Source organism: Veillonella criceti (assembly GCF_900460315.1).
Lineage (GTDB): Bacteria > Bacillota > Negativicutes > Veillonellales > Veillonellaceae > Veillonella_A > Veillonella_A criceti.
Window position 1 is genome coordinate 850,484 of record NZ_UHIO01000001.1, and the last position, 13,777, is coordinate 864,260.

Below are 13,777 nucleotides of genomic sequence, written 5' to 3' on the forward strand. Positions count from 1 at the left end.
ATATATCATATTTGAATGCGTCGCCGTAAATCTTCATTATGAGAACTATGCGCCGTACAAATGGCAATAGCCAATGCATCCGCCGTATCATCAGGCTTAATCTTTTCACGAATTCCCAACATATTCATAGTCATATAGATGACTTGCTCTTTTGTTGCTTTCCCATAGCCCACAACAGCTTGCTTTACTTGTAAAGGAGTATACTCATAAATAGGTATTCGTTGTTGATTCGCCGCTAATAGAATAACACCGCGAGCCTGAGCCACTGTAATAGCAGTCGTCACATTTCGGTTAAAAAATAATTTTTCAATGCCGAATTTATCTGGTCGATACTCTTCTAAAACATCACTCAAATCATTAAATAATATTTCAAGGCGCATTGCATCAGTATCTTGTGGCGTCGTTGTAATAGCGCCATATGCTACCGTTTTTAACCGGCTTCCTTCTACATCAATTATGCCATATCCGCATATAGCAGTTCCCGGATCTATACCTATAATACGCACGCTAAAACTCCTTTACTATATCTAATACTATCATTATATTATAGCATTTCTTAAGCCTTAGACCAAACAGAAAGACGACTAAATATAATCACATATAACGCTAATAACTATTAACGCTAACTATTTTGCATTTATAACTTCATAAACATTTTAATATTCAGTACCTTGTATTGTTTTATACCTTGTGTTATTATATAGTTGTCAATACAAAATAGTGATGTAAAGGAGTTGCCATGAAAACACAACTTAAGAAAGGAGTTATAGAACTATTAGTATTAGGCCTATTAACTCAAAAAAACCACTATGGGTATGAAATTGTTGACACTATTTCAGACTATGTAGAAATGTCAGAAGGATCCATCTATCCCCTTTTGAAACGTTTACAAAAAGATACCCTAGTTGAAACCTATTGGGAAGAATCCATCAGTGGACCACCACGAAAATATTATCGAATTACTGCCACTGGCAAAGTAAACTACCGTGAAATGTTATTAGAATGGCAAGACTTCTCCAGTGCAGTCAATCGTTTTTTAGAAGGAGTGGAACAGCATGACTAAAGAACAATATTTAGATTTATTACGCTATTACTTTCGTCAAGCCAAGGCGGAAGACCTGCAAGAGATTATTAGCGACTACGAAGAGCACTTTCGTAGCGGCTATGAACAAAACTTAACAGACGAAGACATTATTCGCGCCCTTGGTGAACCTAAGCAAATTTATGAAGCCTATCTATCAGAAGGTATCATAACTGAAAAGAAGGGGCTCTTAAAAGGTGATTTAAAAGAAGACCTAAAAGATATGTTTGATAAAGCCCAAGAAGAATTTCATACAACGATGAAACCTCAACTTCCTCATTATTGGCAAGAAGCTTCTAAAGCCGTTTTCCTTACCAGTGGTACTTTAGCTTATGCGTTAGCGGCTCTATGCTGGTTTATAACGTTAATCATAACGTATCTATTAAGCATCCAATGGCAACCATTAGCTGATGTAGCGCCATTACCAGCCGTCTCACTTGTTACGGTAGGTGCCTTTTGCCTAACAGGTATCGGTGCTGGCCTTACTTGTCTTTTTATCGGTCAAGAATGTTTTAAACACTATAAAACGCAAAAAGCGAAGGAGGTTCTCGGATGAAACGAATTTTAATTACCGTTTTACTTACTATTTTCTGCTTCGGTATCGGGCTAACCTCATTAGTAGTCAACGATTTATCAAATCTTAACCATTGGTATCAAACAGAAGTACGCCCTACTATGCATAAAGAGAAAGTTAGAGATAATCACATCTCTAATGATGAAAAACTAGTACCTCAAATACAACATAATAGACACTAACACAACAAAGCGGCCCCTGTAGGAGCCGCTTTTATTATATACATATGTAAATTTTGAAATATGTAAATTCTGAACAGTCTAACTAGTATGTTTATCTATAACACACTACATTCTATCCTTTACCTTAGCCACAAATGCCTCAAATAAAGCATACATTTCCTCATGTTCTTGCCACATATTTTCCGGGTGCCACTGAACACCTACAATAGAAGCCTCTTTATTTTCAATACCTTCTACCACGCCATCAGGACTTGTAGCCGTAATCATAAATCCAGCTGGCACATCACGGATGGCTTGATGATGACGGGAATTAACTAACGCTGTTAAACCTAATACAGAATGCAAAAAACTATCTTTAGCAACATTTACCGTATGTGTAGGATAACCCCCCGGTGCCTCTTGTGAATGCTTAATATATACATCTTCACATTGAGAGTCAAGGTCCTGATACAATGTGCCACCCAAAGCAACATTAATCATCTGTGCTCCTTTACATATACCCAGCACTGGCTTTTTCACTTTAGCAGCGGCTAATATCAACTCTCGCTCAAACAAATCACGCTTATAATTGATCATACCAATTTGACGAATTGGTTCTTCGCCAAATAAATGAGGGTCCACATCAGGACCTCCATGAATGATTAAGCCATCATATAAATCTAAATACTCTTCCCCGATCGCATTCGTTACATCTGGTAAAATAAAAGGAATGCAACCTAATTTAGCAATAACCTCTACTAATTCGCGAGACACAAAGGGAGCTCGTTGCAAATTAGTCCGTGAAGTAGCCTCCATATAAGTATCAGCAGTAATAGCAATACGTGGTTTCATAATAATCACCTTTTTTATACACACGAGGATTTAAAATCATTTCATTACTATCATTATACAACAAAGTAGCTAAAAAAAAACAAGGCCACCGTCTCCATCTGCTTATGGATTCCATAGACCTTGTTTTTTTAATTCTTTAATGGCTCGTTCTTCTTCGCCCGTTAATTCTCTATCTAATAAATCAGGGCGAAGCTTTAAAGTACGTAATAATGCCTGTTGCAGTCGCCAATTTGCTATATTTTGGTGATGTCCACTACGCAATACATCAGGTACTGACCAATCTCGATACACTGGTGGCTTTGTATATTGTGGACCTTCTAAAATAGGACGATAAAAAGAGTCTTCCATAGCCCCTGAGGCGGCACCTAAAATACCGGGAATCATACGTGCCACTGCATCTGCCACAATCATAGCTGGCAATTCTCCACCTGTAAGCACAAAATCACCAATAGAAATTGTTTCATCAACAAGATGTTCCTCAACGCGATAATCAACACCTTCATAATGTCCGCAAATTAAAACAAGTTGATCATATGTTGCTAATTCACGCGCCTTAGCTTGATTAAACGTTTCACCCGTAGGCCCTAAAAAAATCACCCGTTTGCGAAGCTCTGTAGCCGGTAGTTCTGGTTTAACCCCTAATACATGCTCCACAGCTTCAAAAATGGGTGGCGCCATCATAAGCATACCAGCCCCACCACCATAGGGTGTATCGTCCACTTGATTATGTTTATTATGAGCAAAATCTCGAGGATTGGTCACAGCCATAGTCAATCGATTAGCCGCTACAGCTCGTTTAATAATAGAATGATCAAAAAAAGCAGCAAAGAACTCAGGGAATAAAGAAATAATGTCAATTTTCATAGTCTCACATTATCCTTTCCAATGCTTTATAAACACCATACTATAGCCATACTCTCTATGGGCGCCTATCTAAGCATTAATACCTAAGTCTTAGCTGCTTCTTAAATCCATTCTGGTGGATCTGCAATAATTTTGCCTGCTTCAATATTAATGTCTAAAATCACATGATCCAGTACCGGCAACAACAAATCAGGTTGCCCCTCTTGTGTTACCACATACACATCATTTGCTCCTGGTTGTAATACATCAGACACTGTGCCAAGCACATTCCCCTTTGTATCCTCCACGGTAAGGCCAATAATATCAAAGATATAATAACGACCTTCTGGAAGCTCTACTAAATCATCACGCCGGACTTGAATCTCTTTACGAGCCATCAATTCAGCCGTATTACGATCAGGTACTTCTTTAAAGGTAGCTAAAATAAATTGTTTATGAAAACGAGCAGATGTAATGTGGTATTCTTTACCATCAATGTAGCAAACATCCATCGTTAAAAACCGATCAGGAAAATCGGTTTGAGGCATTATACGAAGATCACCCCGCACACCGTGCGGGGCAACGATAATACCTATGGTAATTAGTTCATTTCTATCCATTACTGGCGAAATGCTACAATCTTGCCATCTTCAAGCAAGATTTCAGAACCCATTAAGGAATCAAGGTCATCCCCGATTTTAACCGTAATGGTCTGTTCCATAGTGCCCTGAGCAATCTCAGAACCAAGTTCAAGCTTTTCCGCATCCTTTAATTTGGCTGCTACTTCCGCCTTAAAGTTTAAACGTTTTTGCTTTTCTTCTTCAATCTGCTGGCGTAATTGAATAAGGCCTTGTGCATCAAGTTTAGCCTGTTCGCTTAATAAGCGTTTTGCTTGAAACTCAATTTGCTGTAAGTCTTGCTCAACTAGCTCTAAACGCTGCTGAAGATCGGCAACAAGCTTAGCTTTGAGCCCTTCTGTAACTTTTGACTTAATCGTCACTGGGACGCGTACCGTCATTTCTTCCATGTTTTCTCACCCTTTAGACAATATCAACGGATATCTTTTTGTTTTCTTTAATAGCTGCTGCTTTTGCGACAGCTCGGATTGCTTTAGCAATTCTGCCCTGCTTTCCAATAACCTTACCCATGTCTTCCGGTGCAACGTGGACTTCATAAACTTCCACATCGCCTTTTACGGTCACGGTAACAGAAACGGCTTCAGGCTGCTTAACCAATGACTTCGCAATTAATGTAATTAATTCTTTCATCACAGTATGCCTCTCTATGAATTACTTCTTAGCGTCAGCAAATTTCTGCATAACACCGTGCTGTTTGAAAAGGGAGCGAACAGTGTCAGTTGGCTGTGCACCATTACCCAACCAAGTCAATGCTTTTTCTTCATCAATATTGATAATAGCTGGGGACTTAGTTGCATCGTACTGACCAATCGTATCTACTGGACGGCCCTCACGAGGAGCGCGGGAGTCGGCTACAACAATACGATAGAACGGAGCTTTTTTAGCACCCAAACGAGTCAAACGAATTTTTAACATTTATACTTCACCTCCTTGTTAGAATATCTTCTATGATCAACCCATAAATGGTAAGTTTGGCAGTTTTGGTAGCATACCTTTTTTACCTTTACGCATAGATCCCATCTTTTTCATCATTTTTTGTGCTTCTTCAAACTGCTTAATCAGGCGGTTTACATCTTGCACCCGAGTACCAGACCCCATAGCAATACGCTTACGGCGGGACCCGTTCAATATTTTAGGATTCGCTTTCTCTTTTGACGTCATCGACTGGATAATCGCTTCAATACGGCGAATTTCTTTACTATCTAAATCAATATCTTTTAGTTGATCTTTAATCTTACCCATACCAGGGATTAAACCAATTAAATCTTGGAATTTTCCCATTTTACGAACTTGGTTCATCTGTTTGAGGAAGTCATCTAAGGTGAATTCATTGCGTTGCATTTTAATGGCTAATTCCTTAGCTTCTTCTTCATTAACCAATTCTTTAGTACGGTCAATCAAAGCACCTAAGTCACCTAAGTCAAGGATACGCGAAGCCATGCCTTCTGGTCGGAACTCTTCCAGACCATCCATCTTTTCACTAGTCCCCATAAATTTGATAGGACGACCAGTCACTGATTTAATAGATAAAGCAGCACCACCTTTGGCATCGCCGTCAAGTTTAGTCATAACTACGCCATCAATGCCTAACCGTTCATTAAACGTCTGGGCGGTTTGTACAGCATCTTGACCAATCATAGCATCCACAACTAAGAGGATTTCATGTGGGCGTACCGACTGTTTAATATTAACAAGCTCTGTCATTAAAGTCTCATCAATAGCCAACCGACCAGCCGTATCGATAATCACTACATCTTTCAACATAGAGGTACTAGCTGCAATTGCATCACGAGCAATATCTACAGGATTGGCACCAGGCGTTTCATTAGCAAATACAGGGATATCAATTTGCTTGCCTACAACTTGCAACTGTTTAATCGCCGCTGGACGATATACGTCAGCAGCTACTAGCATAGGATGTTTCCCCTTTTTACGAAGATACACTGCTAATTTACCAGCTGTTGTCGTTTTACCAGCCCCTTGTAAACCAACCAGCATAATTACTGTTGGCGGTTTAGAAGAAATAGTAATACCACTTTGTACCCCACCAAGTAATTCTGTTAATTCATCTTTAACAATTTTAATAACAGTTTGTACCGGATTAAGAGATCCATATACTTCTTCACCAATGGCTTTTTCTTTAATACGATTGATAAAATCTTTAACAACGCCTAAGTTGACATCTGCTTCAATTAAGGCTAAGCGCACTTGACGCAAGGCTTGTTTTAAATCGTCTTCGCTAATCTTCCCCTTGCCTTTTAAGGACTTAAAGACTTCTTCCAATTTTTGTGTTAAATTATCAAAAGCCATCTTATCCCTCCATCTGTGCGACTAATTGATATAAAGTATTCGTAGAAGTCTGGAACTCAGCATCCTTCATACGACTTTGTAAATGAGCCAATTCCTTACGCATAGCCGCCACTAGGGATTCACGTTGTTCATATTGTGCGACTAAGTGTAATTTACTTTCATACATTTCTAATAGCTGTCTAGCTCGCTCGATATTATCATAAATGGCTTGTCGTGAAACGCCTAATTGTTCCGCAATCTCACCTAACGACATATCATCCTCATGGTGCAACACTAAACATTGTTTTTGACGCTCCGTTAATAGAGCGCCATAGAAGTCTAATAGCAAGCTAATCAATACTCGTTCTTCCATGTAAAACCACTCCTTCACGGTGTCAAGCTAAAAAACTTTACACGTAATTCTAACAGAGTTATATCTTAGTGTCAAGTGTTTTTCCTTAACAGTTACTTAAATTTTATCCTATAACCCCAATTTGCTAATAAATACCTTCTCAAAATAGAAAAACACCACGACGCTCGCTTCGCCGTGGTGCTTTTCTTTCTCGGTAGTGAATATTGAAGTTCAGCCTTATTAACGTAACTTAGTTAGCAGCGCTCGTTAAGTAAGGTGACTAGAAAATCTTACTAAGAATCTGCTCGCTTCAGTCCCTTAGTTTCGTTCTCTAGAATTAGTATATACCGAGTTATTTATTTTGTGAAATTTCAGTTATTTATATCAGTTATTACTTTTAGAAATAATGAAGTCATTCTGCTAAAACTCAAAGTTATATTGATAACGAACCGTGTAAAAACTATCACACTTGATTTATAAAATAATCATATTTTTATCAATTATTTATAAATGTAACAGTAACAATAACAATCCTTTTAATTTTCACTCGTTTTTATAACAATATATAACTCAATGCAAAGTAGCTCGCTTCAATCGTAAGGAATTACTTACAACCGCTACCGAACTAAAAGCCATAGCCGTGCCAGCTACGATAGGTGTCAAAAGACCAACGGCAGCTAAAGGAATACCAATACAGTTAAAAATTAAAGCCCAGAATAAATTTTGGCGAATATTCCCCATGGTCTTACGACTCAAGGTAACAGCTTGCACCAAAGTTTGTAAATCATTGCGAACTAATACAATATCAGCTGCTTCCACAGCAATGTCTGTACCATTACCAATAGCAAACCCAATATCAGCTAAGGTCAACGCCGGCGCATCATTAATACCATCACCAACCATACCCACAACTTTGCCAGACTTCCGAAGTTCATCAATTTTGCCAGCCTTATCCTGCGGTAATACTTCTGCCATTACATGAGAAATACCGGCTTGATCAGCCATATATTGAGCTGTACGACGGTTATCCCCAGTCAACATCCATACCTCGATGCCCCGCTGTTGTAATGTTTTAATAACAGCCGGCACTTCCGGACGAAGTTCATCTTCAACAGCCCACAAAGCTCTAATTACACCATCTACAGCTAATAAGGAGACAGACGCCCCTCGTTCTTCTTCTTGAAGTACGGCCTGAGCTATAGTTTCATTCATATACCCCAATGTGTCCATCCAACGACTATGACCTAATTGAACCATTTGACCAGCTACAACCGCTTCAAGCCCATGACCTGGTACTTCTTTAAAACTATCTACTGTCGGTAAAACACCATTACCTAATTCCTGAGATCCATAAGCGGCCATAGCCTTAGCTATAGGATGAGTCGTACAATTTTCTACGGCGGTCATAATGCCTGTATTCTCTTTAGCCTCACCATTAAATTGAATCGTCTTACTTACTGTCAAAATACCTTTAGTTAACGTTCCCGTTTTATCTAAGACTAAAGCATTTAACTTACCGGCCCGTTCTAAAAATTCCGCACTTTTTATCAAAATACCATGTTCAGCCCCTAACCCAGAACCTACCATGATTGATGTTGGTGTTGCTAGCCCCAAGGCGCACGGACAAGCAATAACAAGGACGGCTGTACCATGCATAAGCGCTACACCCCAAGTGGCCTCAAAACCAAAGTACCAAACTAAAGCGGTCAGAATGGCAAGACCAATAACGGTAGGCACAAAATAGGCCGCCACTACATCAGCCACTCGCTGAATAGATGCTTTAGAGGTTTGAGCCGCTTCCACGACTTTAATAATTTGCGATAACATCGTATCTGAACCAATTTTTTCAGCACGCATGGTAAAAATACCAGTTTCATTCACCGTGGCCCCAATCACTTCGCTATCAACCGTTTTCTCTACCGGTAAACTTTCACCTGTTAGCATAGCTTCATTAACGGCCGATTGTCCTTCTAAAATGACACCATCTACAGGAATCTTTTCACCAGCTCGCACTTGCAGTACATCACCGACTACGACTTCAGCCGTAGGAATATCAACCCACTGACCATCTCGTTGCACATGCGCTACACTAGGTTGTAAATTCATAAGTTTTTCAAGGGCTTCGGACGTCCGCCCCTTAGCTACTTCTTCTAATACTTTACCGAGTAAAATAAAGGTAATCAACCATGCCGAAGTTTCAAAATACATGTCATGACTGCCAATATACATATTGTAAATACTAAATACATAAGCTACTGTCGTTCCCAAGGCTACGAGTACATCCATCGTCAAGGAACCACCTTTAATAGCGCCCCATGCCCCTTGATAGAACACAAGACCAGGGCCAAACTGTGCAATGGTAGCCAAGATTAACTCTACCCAATGAGGCAACATAGGCCAACCAAATGCATGATGACCTACCATACTAGCCATCATAGGTACTGCCATAATAGCCGCTATAATCATGCGATATAATTGAGGTTTATAATTTACTTTTTCTAATTTATGAGGTCCTGAAGCGGCTAAAGACGCCCCAAAGCCAATCCCGGTTATAGCATTAACAACATCTTCAGAGGTTACTGTACTATCATCAGTATACGTTACGCTACCTTTACGAGTTAATAAATTAACTTTTACATCAGCTACCCCCTCCAAACGACTCACCACTTTTTCAACCCGAGCTACACAAGCCGCACAATGCATCCCTGTAATATCAAATTCATTACTTCGACTACTCACAACAATCACGTCCTTCTCATCGATTTTACACTTACTACTAACGCTAATCCTATATAAGTCTAGGTAATACCAATTCGTTTCATTTTATTATCTGTTGTATTGTTTAAATACATAACTACCATTTTATAAACAATAATCGCCATAATTATTTATGTAACGATTTATACACACCCATTAATTCTGTAATAGCATCATCTTCTTTACCTTTTTTTATAGCTTCTACAACACAAGAACGGGAATGACTTTCTAACATAATAAGCCCTACCTGATATAAAGCAGCTCGTACGGCCCCAATTTGTTGCAATACTTCTACACAATAGCGATGATCATCAATCATCTTTTCAATACCTTCTACTTGCCCTTTAATTCGACGTAAACGACGACTTAATTTATCTATTTCCATATCATTTAACATAGGTAACTCCTTTTCTTAACAAATACCCCCAGGGAGTATTTTAACTATCTATTATGTTAAACCTTCTCAGTAAGAACGTCAACAAGGGGGTATTGTGTATTTCTAAAAAATTACGTATCATAAAGTAAAGCTACTATCTATCTAATATCGCAGAGAAAGACTGTAGCCAATAGCTGTTACCAACTATACACTAATTTCTATTGATAAACTCTATCAATAGAATACTCATATATTTTAACAGGGGGTATCCATGGAATCCTATATAACTATCAGCGAAGAGCATCGCATCGAATATATTGTAGAAAAATCGCGTTTTATTGCTACCGCCATTCCCTGCACAACTGAAGTAGAAGCGCAAGCTGCTATAGCGCGTATCACTAAAGAATTTTGGGATGCTACTCATAATTGTACTGCCTATGCCTTAGGACCACGCCAAGAACAACAACGCTCTTCTGATAATGGTGAACCTTCAGGCACAGCTGGTAAACCGATGCTAGAAGTACTAAAAAAGACGGGAATTACAAATACCCTCATTGTCGTGACACGATACTTTGGTGGTATCAAATTAGGCGCTGGTGGACTGATTAGAGCCTATTCCCATAGTGCTGCCGAAGTCATCCATAATGCACCTAAAACATTACATGCACCTCGACAACTCGTTGCTATTACCATCGACTATGGCCTATATGGTGCCGTAGAACGTTATTTACAGGATGAAAATTATTACTATGAAACTAATTTTACCGACACCGTCACTATCACTATATATGTTGAACCAAAACGCTTAACACAACTAGAAACGAGGCTAGCCAATTTAACTAGCGGCCAGCATAACTGGACTCTTTTAGACGAAAAATTGGTGGCCCTCCCCTATACTGATACATCTAATTAATGTCTTTTATAAATCAGTTCATATTTGACTTATTTAAATAAGTACTTCACAAGTTAGCTCTTAAGAGGTATTACAATTCGCATTTATACCTACTGGGGTAATGACAAATAACGCATCCCATAGTACAATATAGTAAATAAATAATAAAGTAGTACGCCCACACTACATTGTCATGACAATCTTACTTGTATAGACAGGGAGGATTCTCATGGACACATCATACTATTACAATTTTATTATTCTCGTTCAAACTGGCAATATGACTCAAGCAGCTAATATTTTACACATCACACAACCTGCTTTGAGTAAACAACTCAAATACTTAGAAGCCGAGTTTGGTACGCCCCTCTTGCATATAAAACGCGGTCAACGAGGGGCTAATTTTCGTCTCACTGAAGCAGGTCGTATATTCTATGAAAAAGCACAACAATTATGTGCCATTGAAGAAGCCACTTATGCGGATGTGAAACGTTTAAATTCTACAGTTGAAGGTACACTGCGAATTAGTTCGTCAGCCTCCCGTTCAACAGGCTTAATACAACAATATTTGCAAGACTTTTCCCATAAATATCCATCCGTGCATTATGAGGTCTACGAAGGGCTTATGAGTGATGTAACCGAATCCCTATTAAACGGCCGTGCTGAAATCGGCTTATGTAACTCTCAAATGGTCGATACAAACCGATTCGACATTCTCTTTACCCAACCAGAATCACTATATGCAGTCTTCCGTAATGATGTATTTTGGAATACCCAAGAAAAAGAAACTCTCACTTGGGATGAAATTGCACGTTGCCCCCTCAGTTTATCTGGTGGTTCTGTGCGAATGCTCATGCAAAGCGCCAGTCGTCTGTTTAATAACTTAAATGTAATCTCTGTAACAACGACAAAAAGCTCAGCCATTGAATGGGCTCAACTTGGCCGTACGGTGGCTATCATCCCTATGGATTTACAAGAGAAAGTGCATGGACGTAAAATGACACGCATTCGCTTACCAGAATTAGCTACAGGTTTTCATAAAAGTTTTATTACTATTAAAGGCCATAGTCCATCCCTAGTAGCCAAACAATTCTTAGAATTTTATCAAGGTATCATGTAATTTTTACATCTAAAAAATTGAATGTTATGCAATTATATGGTATACTAACTATAGTGGTAGTTGTAACCACTACCCTTTCATTATGATTATATTAATACTATGTAAAGGATGAATAACTATGAAAGAAATTTTAGGTTTCCATTTAAACGGTTGTCCTTATTGCAAAAATGCATTTAAAGCTATTGAAGAATTAAAAGCTGAAAATCCAGCCTACGGCAATATTAAAATTAATTGGGTTGAAGATCAAGACGCACACGAATTATTCAAAACACATCCTTATGAATACTATCCAAATCTTTGGTTTGATTTAGACAAACAATATGAAGCTAAACCTGGCGAAAGCTATGAGGAAACAAAACAATTAATTAAAGCTGTCTTTGACAAAGCTTTATAATAGGGAAAATAAATAAAAAGCTATCACACCGATTGAATATCGGATAGTGATAGCTTTTTTATTTACGAAATTTCTTTTTTCAATTCATAAATTAGTAATAATAGAATAAACCATACTGGCGTTACAAATAAAGCAACACGAGTGGCCGGATTAAAGGCTAGTGTAACAATAACAAAAGCAAAGAACGCCAATACTGCATAATTCAAAATTGGAAATAATGGCATTTTAAACGTACTCTTAATGGCCAAATCAGGCCGTGCCTTAACAAATTTCATATGGCATATGGTAATAATGCCCCAGATATAAAGAAAACAAAAAGTGGCCACACTTGTAATAATAACGAAAACCCCTTCAGCAATCACATATTGTAAGGCTACCACTAAGCATATAACTAAAACAGATAAAAAGAGGGCGTTAGCCGGAACTTGCTTATTGGTTAATATTTCTAACATACCAGGTGCATGACTTCGCTTAGCTAAAGAATACAGTAAACGACTTGTGCTAAACACACCACTATTACAAGCAGACGCTGCCGATGTCAATACTACGAAATTTACAATAGAGGCGGCCCCTACAATCCCTACGGCTAAAAATACTTCCACAAAAGGACTTCTATCAGGGTTCACTGAATCCCAAGGAAAAATACTCATAATAATCCCTAAAGCCCCCACGTAAAAAAGAATAATGCGAATAGGGATACTATTAATTGATTGAGGGATAACTTTTTTAGGATTCTCTGTCTCCCCCGCCGTCAAGCCTACCAATTCAATACCAGCAAAAGCAAATACAACCATTTGAAATGATTGAATAAATCCGTTAACACCTTGAGGAAACCAGCCACCATGACTCCATAAATTACTAAAACTAGCGACGCCCACTGAAGTAGGATATCCTGTAAAAATAAAATAAGCGCCTAAACCTATTAAGGCCAAAATAGCAACCACTTTAATACAAGCAAACCAAAATTCTAATTCGCCAAATAATTTAACAGTCAATAAATTCATCAATAATAAAATGAACAAAGTAACTAAACTGGGAATCCATGCTTCAATATTGGGGAACCAATATTTCACATAAATCCCCACAGCTGTTATGTCAGCCATTGCCACTGAAATCCAACAAAACCAGTACGTCCAACCTGTAACAAAGGCTGCCTTTTCTCCCATATAGTCTTGAACAAACTCAATAAATGTATGATAATTCGTATTTGATAAAAGCAATTCCCCTAAAGCTCGCATCATCAAAAAACAAATACCGCCCGTAATTATATAAGCAAATAATATGGACGGACCAGCTAATGCAATAGAATGACCAGATCCTAAAAATAAACCTGTACCAATAGCACCACCAATAGCAATGAGTTGTACATGACGATTTTTTAATCCTCTAGCCAGAGTTTGTTTTTCATTCGTATGCGAGCCTGGCACTGGTTCCAATTCTTGATTCAT

18 protein-coding genes are annotated in these 13,777 nt (G+C 38.5%); 6 read left to right on the forward strand and 12 right to left on the reverse strand.

From position 1 onward, the window contains the following. Nucleotides 1-5: 5 nt before the first annotated feature. On the reverse strand, nucleotides 6-506 hold the full coding sequence (ruvC, locus tag DYE54_RS03745; protein WP_115309978.1) for a crossover junction endodeoxyribonuclease RuvC: 501 nt from the start codon (nucleotides 504-506) through the stop codon (nucleotides 6-8). A gap of 233 nt (nucleotides 507-739) precedes the next feature. Here ruvC and DYE54_RS03750 point away from each other — a divergent pair, with 233 nt between their 5' ends. The 3 genes from DYE54_RS03750 to DYE54_RS03760 are packed head-to-tail and all read left to right on the forward strand — an operon-like array spanning nucleotide 740 to nucleotide 1,837. After that, nucleotides 740-1,063 (forward strand): PadR family transcriptional regulator, encoded by a 324-nt coding sequence (locus DYE54_RS03750; RefSeq protein ID WP_115309979.1) that lies wholly within the window; start codon nucleotides 740-742, stop codon nucleotides 1,061-1,063. Further along, the gene (locus tag DYE54_RS03755) at nucleotides 1,056-1,637 is read left to right on the forward strand and encodes a DUF1700 domain-containing protein (RefSeq protein WP_115309980.1); all 582 of its coding nucleotides are present in this window, start codon (nucleotides 1,056-1,058) and stop codon (nucleotides 1,635-1,637) included. Before DYE54_RS03750 ends, DYE54_RS03755 begins: the two co-directional genes overlap by 8 nt. After that, a complete protein-coding gene (locus DYE54_RS03760; RefSeq protein WP_115309981.1) occupies nucleotides 1,634-1,837 on the forward strand; it encodes a hypothetical protein in 204 nt (67 codons plus the stop codon). Before DYE54_RS03755 ends, DYE54_RS03760 begins: the two co-directional genes overlap by 4 nt. Before the next feature lie 105 nt (nucleotides 1,838-1,942). Here the strand turns inward: DYE54_RS03760 and DYE54_RS03765 are convergent, their stop codons facing one another. From DYE54_RS03765 to DYE54_RS03810, 10 genes are all read right to left on the reverse strand, one after another. After that, nucleotides 1,943-2,668, reverse strand: a complete 726-nt coding sequence (locus DYE54_RS03765) for a gamma-glutamyl-gamma-aminobutyrate hydrolase family protein (RefSeq protein ID WP_115309982.1) — start codon at nucleotides 2,666-2,668, stop codon at nucleotides 1,943-1,945. A gap of 102 nt (nucleotides 2,669-2,770) precedes the next feature. Continuing rightward, complete coding sequence (gene trmD, locus DYE54_RS03770) at nucleotides 2,771-3,532, reverse strand: tRNA (guanosine(37)-N1)-methyltransferase TrmD (protein WP_115309983.1); 762 nt, start codon at nucleotides 3,530-3,532, stop codon at nucleotides 2,771-2,773. A 101-nt stretch (nucleotides 3,533-3,633) separates the two neighbouring features. After that, complete coding sequence (gene rimM, locus DYE54_RS03775; RefSeq protein ID WP_115309984.1) at nucleotides 3,634-4,131, reverse strand: ribosome maturation factor RimM; 498 nt, start codon at nucleotides 4,129-4,131, stop codon at nucleotides 3,634-3,636. Then, nucleotides 4,131-4,538 carry a YlqD family protein gene (locus tag DYE54_RS03780; protein WP_115309985.1) on the reverse strand — a complete coding sequence of 136 codons (408 nt, stop codon included), beginning with the start codon at nucleotides 4,536-4,538 and terminating at the stop codon, nucleotides 4,131-4,133. The genes rimM and DYE54_RS03780 overlap by 1 nt, the downstream gene beginning before the upstream one ends. Before the next feature lie 13 nt (nucleotides 4,539-4,551). Further along, nucleotides 4,552-4,779 (reverse strand): KH domain-containing protein, encoded by a 228-nt coding sequence (locus tag DYE54_RS03785; protein WP_006556455.1) that lies wholly within the window; start codon nucleotides 4,777-4,779, stop codon nucleotides 4,552-4,554. A gap of 21 nt (nucleotides 4,780-4,800) precedes the next feature. Then, entirely contained in the window at nucleotides 4,801-5,064 is a 264-nt protein-coding gene (rpsP, locus tag DYE54_RS03790; protein WP_115309986.1) for a 30S ribosomal protein S16, read from the reverse strand. Between the two features lie 36 nt (nucleotides 5,065-5,100). Beyond that, complete coding sequence (ffh, locus tag DYE54_RS03795; protein WP_115309987.1) at nucleotides 5,101-6,459, reverse strand: signal recognition particle protein; 1,359 nt, start codon at nucleotides 6,457-6,459, stop codon at nucleotides 5,101-5,103. A gap of 1 nt (nucleotide 6,460) precedes the next feature. After that, the gene (locus DYE54_RS03800; RefSeq protein WP_115309988.1) at nucleotides 6,461-6,811 is read right to left on the reverse strand and encodes a putative DNA-binding protein; all 351 of its coding nucleotides are present in this window, start codon (nucleotides 6,809-6,811) and stop codon (nucleotides 6,461-6,463) included. A gap of 549 nt (nucleotides 6,812-7,360) precedes the next feature. Further along, nucleotides 7,361-9,529, reverse strand: coding sequence for a heavy metal translocating P-type ATPase (locus DYE54_RS03805; RefSeq protein WP_115311082.1), 2,169 nt, complete (start codon nucleotides 9,527-9,529; stop codon nucleotides 7,361-7,363). A gap of 145 nt (nucleotides 9,530-9,674) precedes the next feature. Then, nucleotides 9,675-9,944, reverse strand: a complete 270-nt coding sequence (locus DYE54_RS03810) for a metal-sensitive transcriptional regulator (RefSeq protein ID WP_115309989.1) — start codon at nucleotides 9,942-9,944, stop codon at nucleotides 9,675-9,677. Nucleotides 9,945-10,194: 250 nt separating this feature from the next. Here DYE54_RS03810 and DYE54_RS03815 point away from each other — a divergent pair, with 250 nt between their 5' ends. From DYE54_RS03815 to DYE54_RS03825, 3 genes are all read left to right on the forward strand, one after another. Then, nucleotides 10,195-10,836 (forward strand): YigZ family protein, encoded by a 642-nt coding sequence (locus tag DYE54_RS03815; RefSeq protein WP_115309990.1) that lies wholly within the window; start codon nucleotides 10,195-10,197, stop codon nucleotides 10,834-10,836. Nucleotides 10,837-11,044: 208 nt separating this feature from the next. Next, nucleotides 11,045-11,935 carry a LysR family transcriptional regulator gene (locus DYE54_RS03820; RefSeq protein WP_115309991.1) on the forward strand — a complete coding sequence of 297 codons (891 nt, stop codon included), beginning with the start codon at nucleotides 11,045-11,047 and terminating at the stop codon, nucleotides 11,933-11,935. Between the two features lie 118 nt (nucleotides 11,936-12,053). Next, a complete protein-coding gene (locus DYE54_RS03825) occupies nucleotides 12,054-12,329 on the forward strand; it encodes a glutaredoxin (protein WP_115309992.1) in 276 nt (91 codons plus the stop codon). Nucleotides 12,330-12,391: 62 nt separating this feature from the next. On the opposite strand, the gene DYE54_RS03830 is transcribed toward DYE54_RS03825, so the two are convergent. Continuing rightward, nucleotides 12,392-13,777: an amino acid permease gene (locus tag DYE54_RS03830; protein ID WP_115309993.1), complete on the reverse strand. Its 1,386-nt coding sequence runs from the start codon at nucleotides 13,775-13,777 to the stop codon at nucleotides 12,392-12,394.

Excerpts from the sequence above, each read along its gene's own strand:
- DYE54_RS03765 (WP_115309982.1), bottom strand. The coding sequence starts at position 2,668 with ATGAAACCACGTATTGCTATTACTGCTGATACTTATATGGAGGCTACT.
- ffh (WP_115309987.1), bottom strand. The coding sequence starts at position 6,459 with ATGGCTTTTGATAATTTAACACAAAAATTGGAAGAAGTCTTTAAGTCC.
- DYE54_RS03785 (WP_006556455.1), bottom strand. The coding sequence starts at position 4,779 with ATGAAAGAATTAATTACATTAATTGCGAAGTCATTGGTTAAGCAGCCT.
- rpsP (WP_115309986.1), bottom strand. The coding sequence starts at position 5,064 with ATGTTAAAAATTCGTTTGACTCGTTTGGGTGCTAAAAAAGCTCCGTTC.
- DYE54_RS03815 (WP_115309990.1), top strand. The coding sequence starts at position 10,195 with ATGGAATCCTATATAACTATCAGCGAAGAGCATCGCATCGAATATATT.
- trmD (WP_115309983.1), bottom strand. The coding sequence starts at position 3,532 with ATGAAAATTGACATTATTTCTTTATTCCCTGAGTTCTTTGCTGCTTTT.
- DYE54_RS03810 (WP_115309989.1), bottom strand. The coding sequence starts at position 9,944 with ATGTTAAATGATATGGAAATAGATAAATTAAGTCGTCGTTTACGTCGA.
- DYE54_RS03755 (WP_115309980.1), top strand. The coding sequence starts at position 1,056 with ATGACTAAAGAACAATATTTAGATTTATTACGCTATTACTTTCGTCAA.
- DYE54_RS03750 (WP_115309979.1), top strand. The coding sequence starts at position 740 with ATGAAAACACAACTTAAGAAAGGAGTTATAGAACTATTAGTATTAGGC.
- DYE54_RS03830 (WP_115309993.1), bottom strand. The coding sequence starts at position 13,777 with ATGAATCAAGAATTGGAACCAGTGCCAGGCTCGCATACGAATGAAAAA.
- DYE54_RS03800 (WP_115309988.1), bottom strand. The coding sequence starts at position 6,811 with ATGGAAGAACGAGTATTGATTAGCTTGCTATTAGACTTCTATGGCGCT.
- DYE54_RS03825 (WP_115309992.1), top strand. The coding sequence starts at position 12,054 with ATGAAAGAAATTTTAGGTTTCCATTTAAACGGTTGTCCTTATTGCAAA.
- DYE54_RS03760 (WP_115309981.1), top strand. The coding sequence starts at position 1,634 with ATGAAACGAATTTTAATTACCGTTTTACTTACTATTTTCTGCTTCGGT.
- DYE54_RS03780 (WP_115309985.1), bottom strand. The coding sequence starts at position 4,538 with ATGGAAGAAATGACGGTACGCGTCCCAGTGACGATTAAGTCAAAAGTT.
- rimM (WP_115309984.1), bottom strand. The coding sequence starts at position 4,131 with ATGGATAGAAATGAACTAATTACCATAGGTATTATCGTTGCCCCGCAC.
- DYE54_RS03820 (WP_115309991.1), top strand. The coding sequence starts at position 11,045 with ATGGACACATCATACTATTACAATTTTATTATTCTCGTTCAAACTGGC.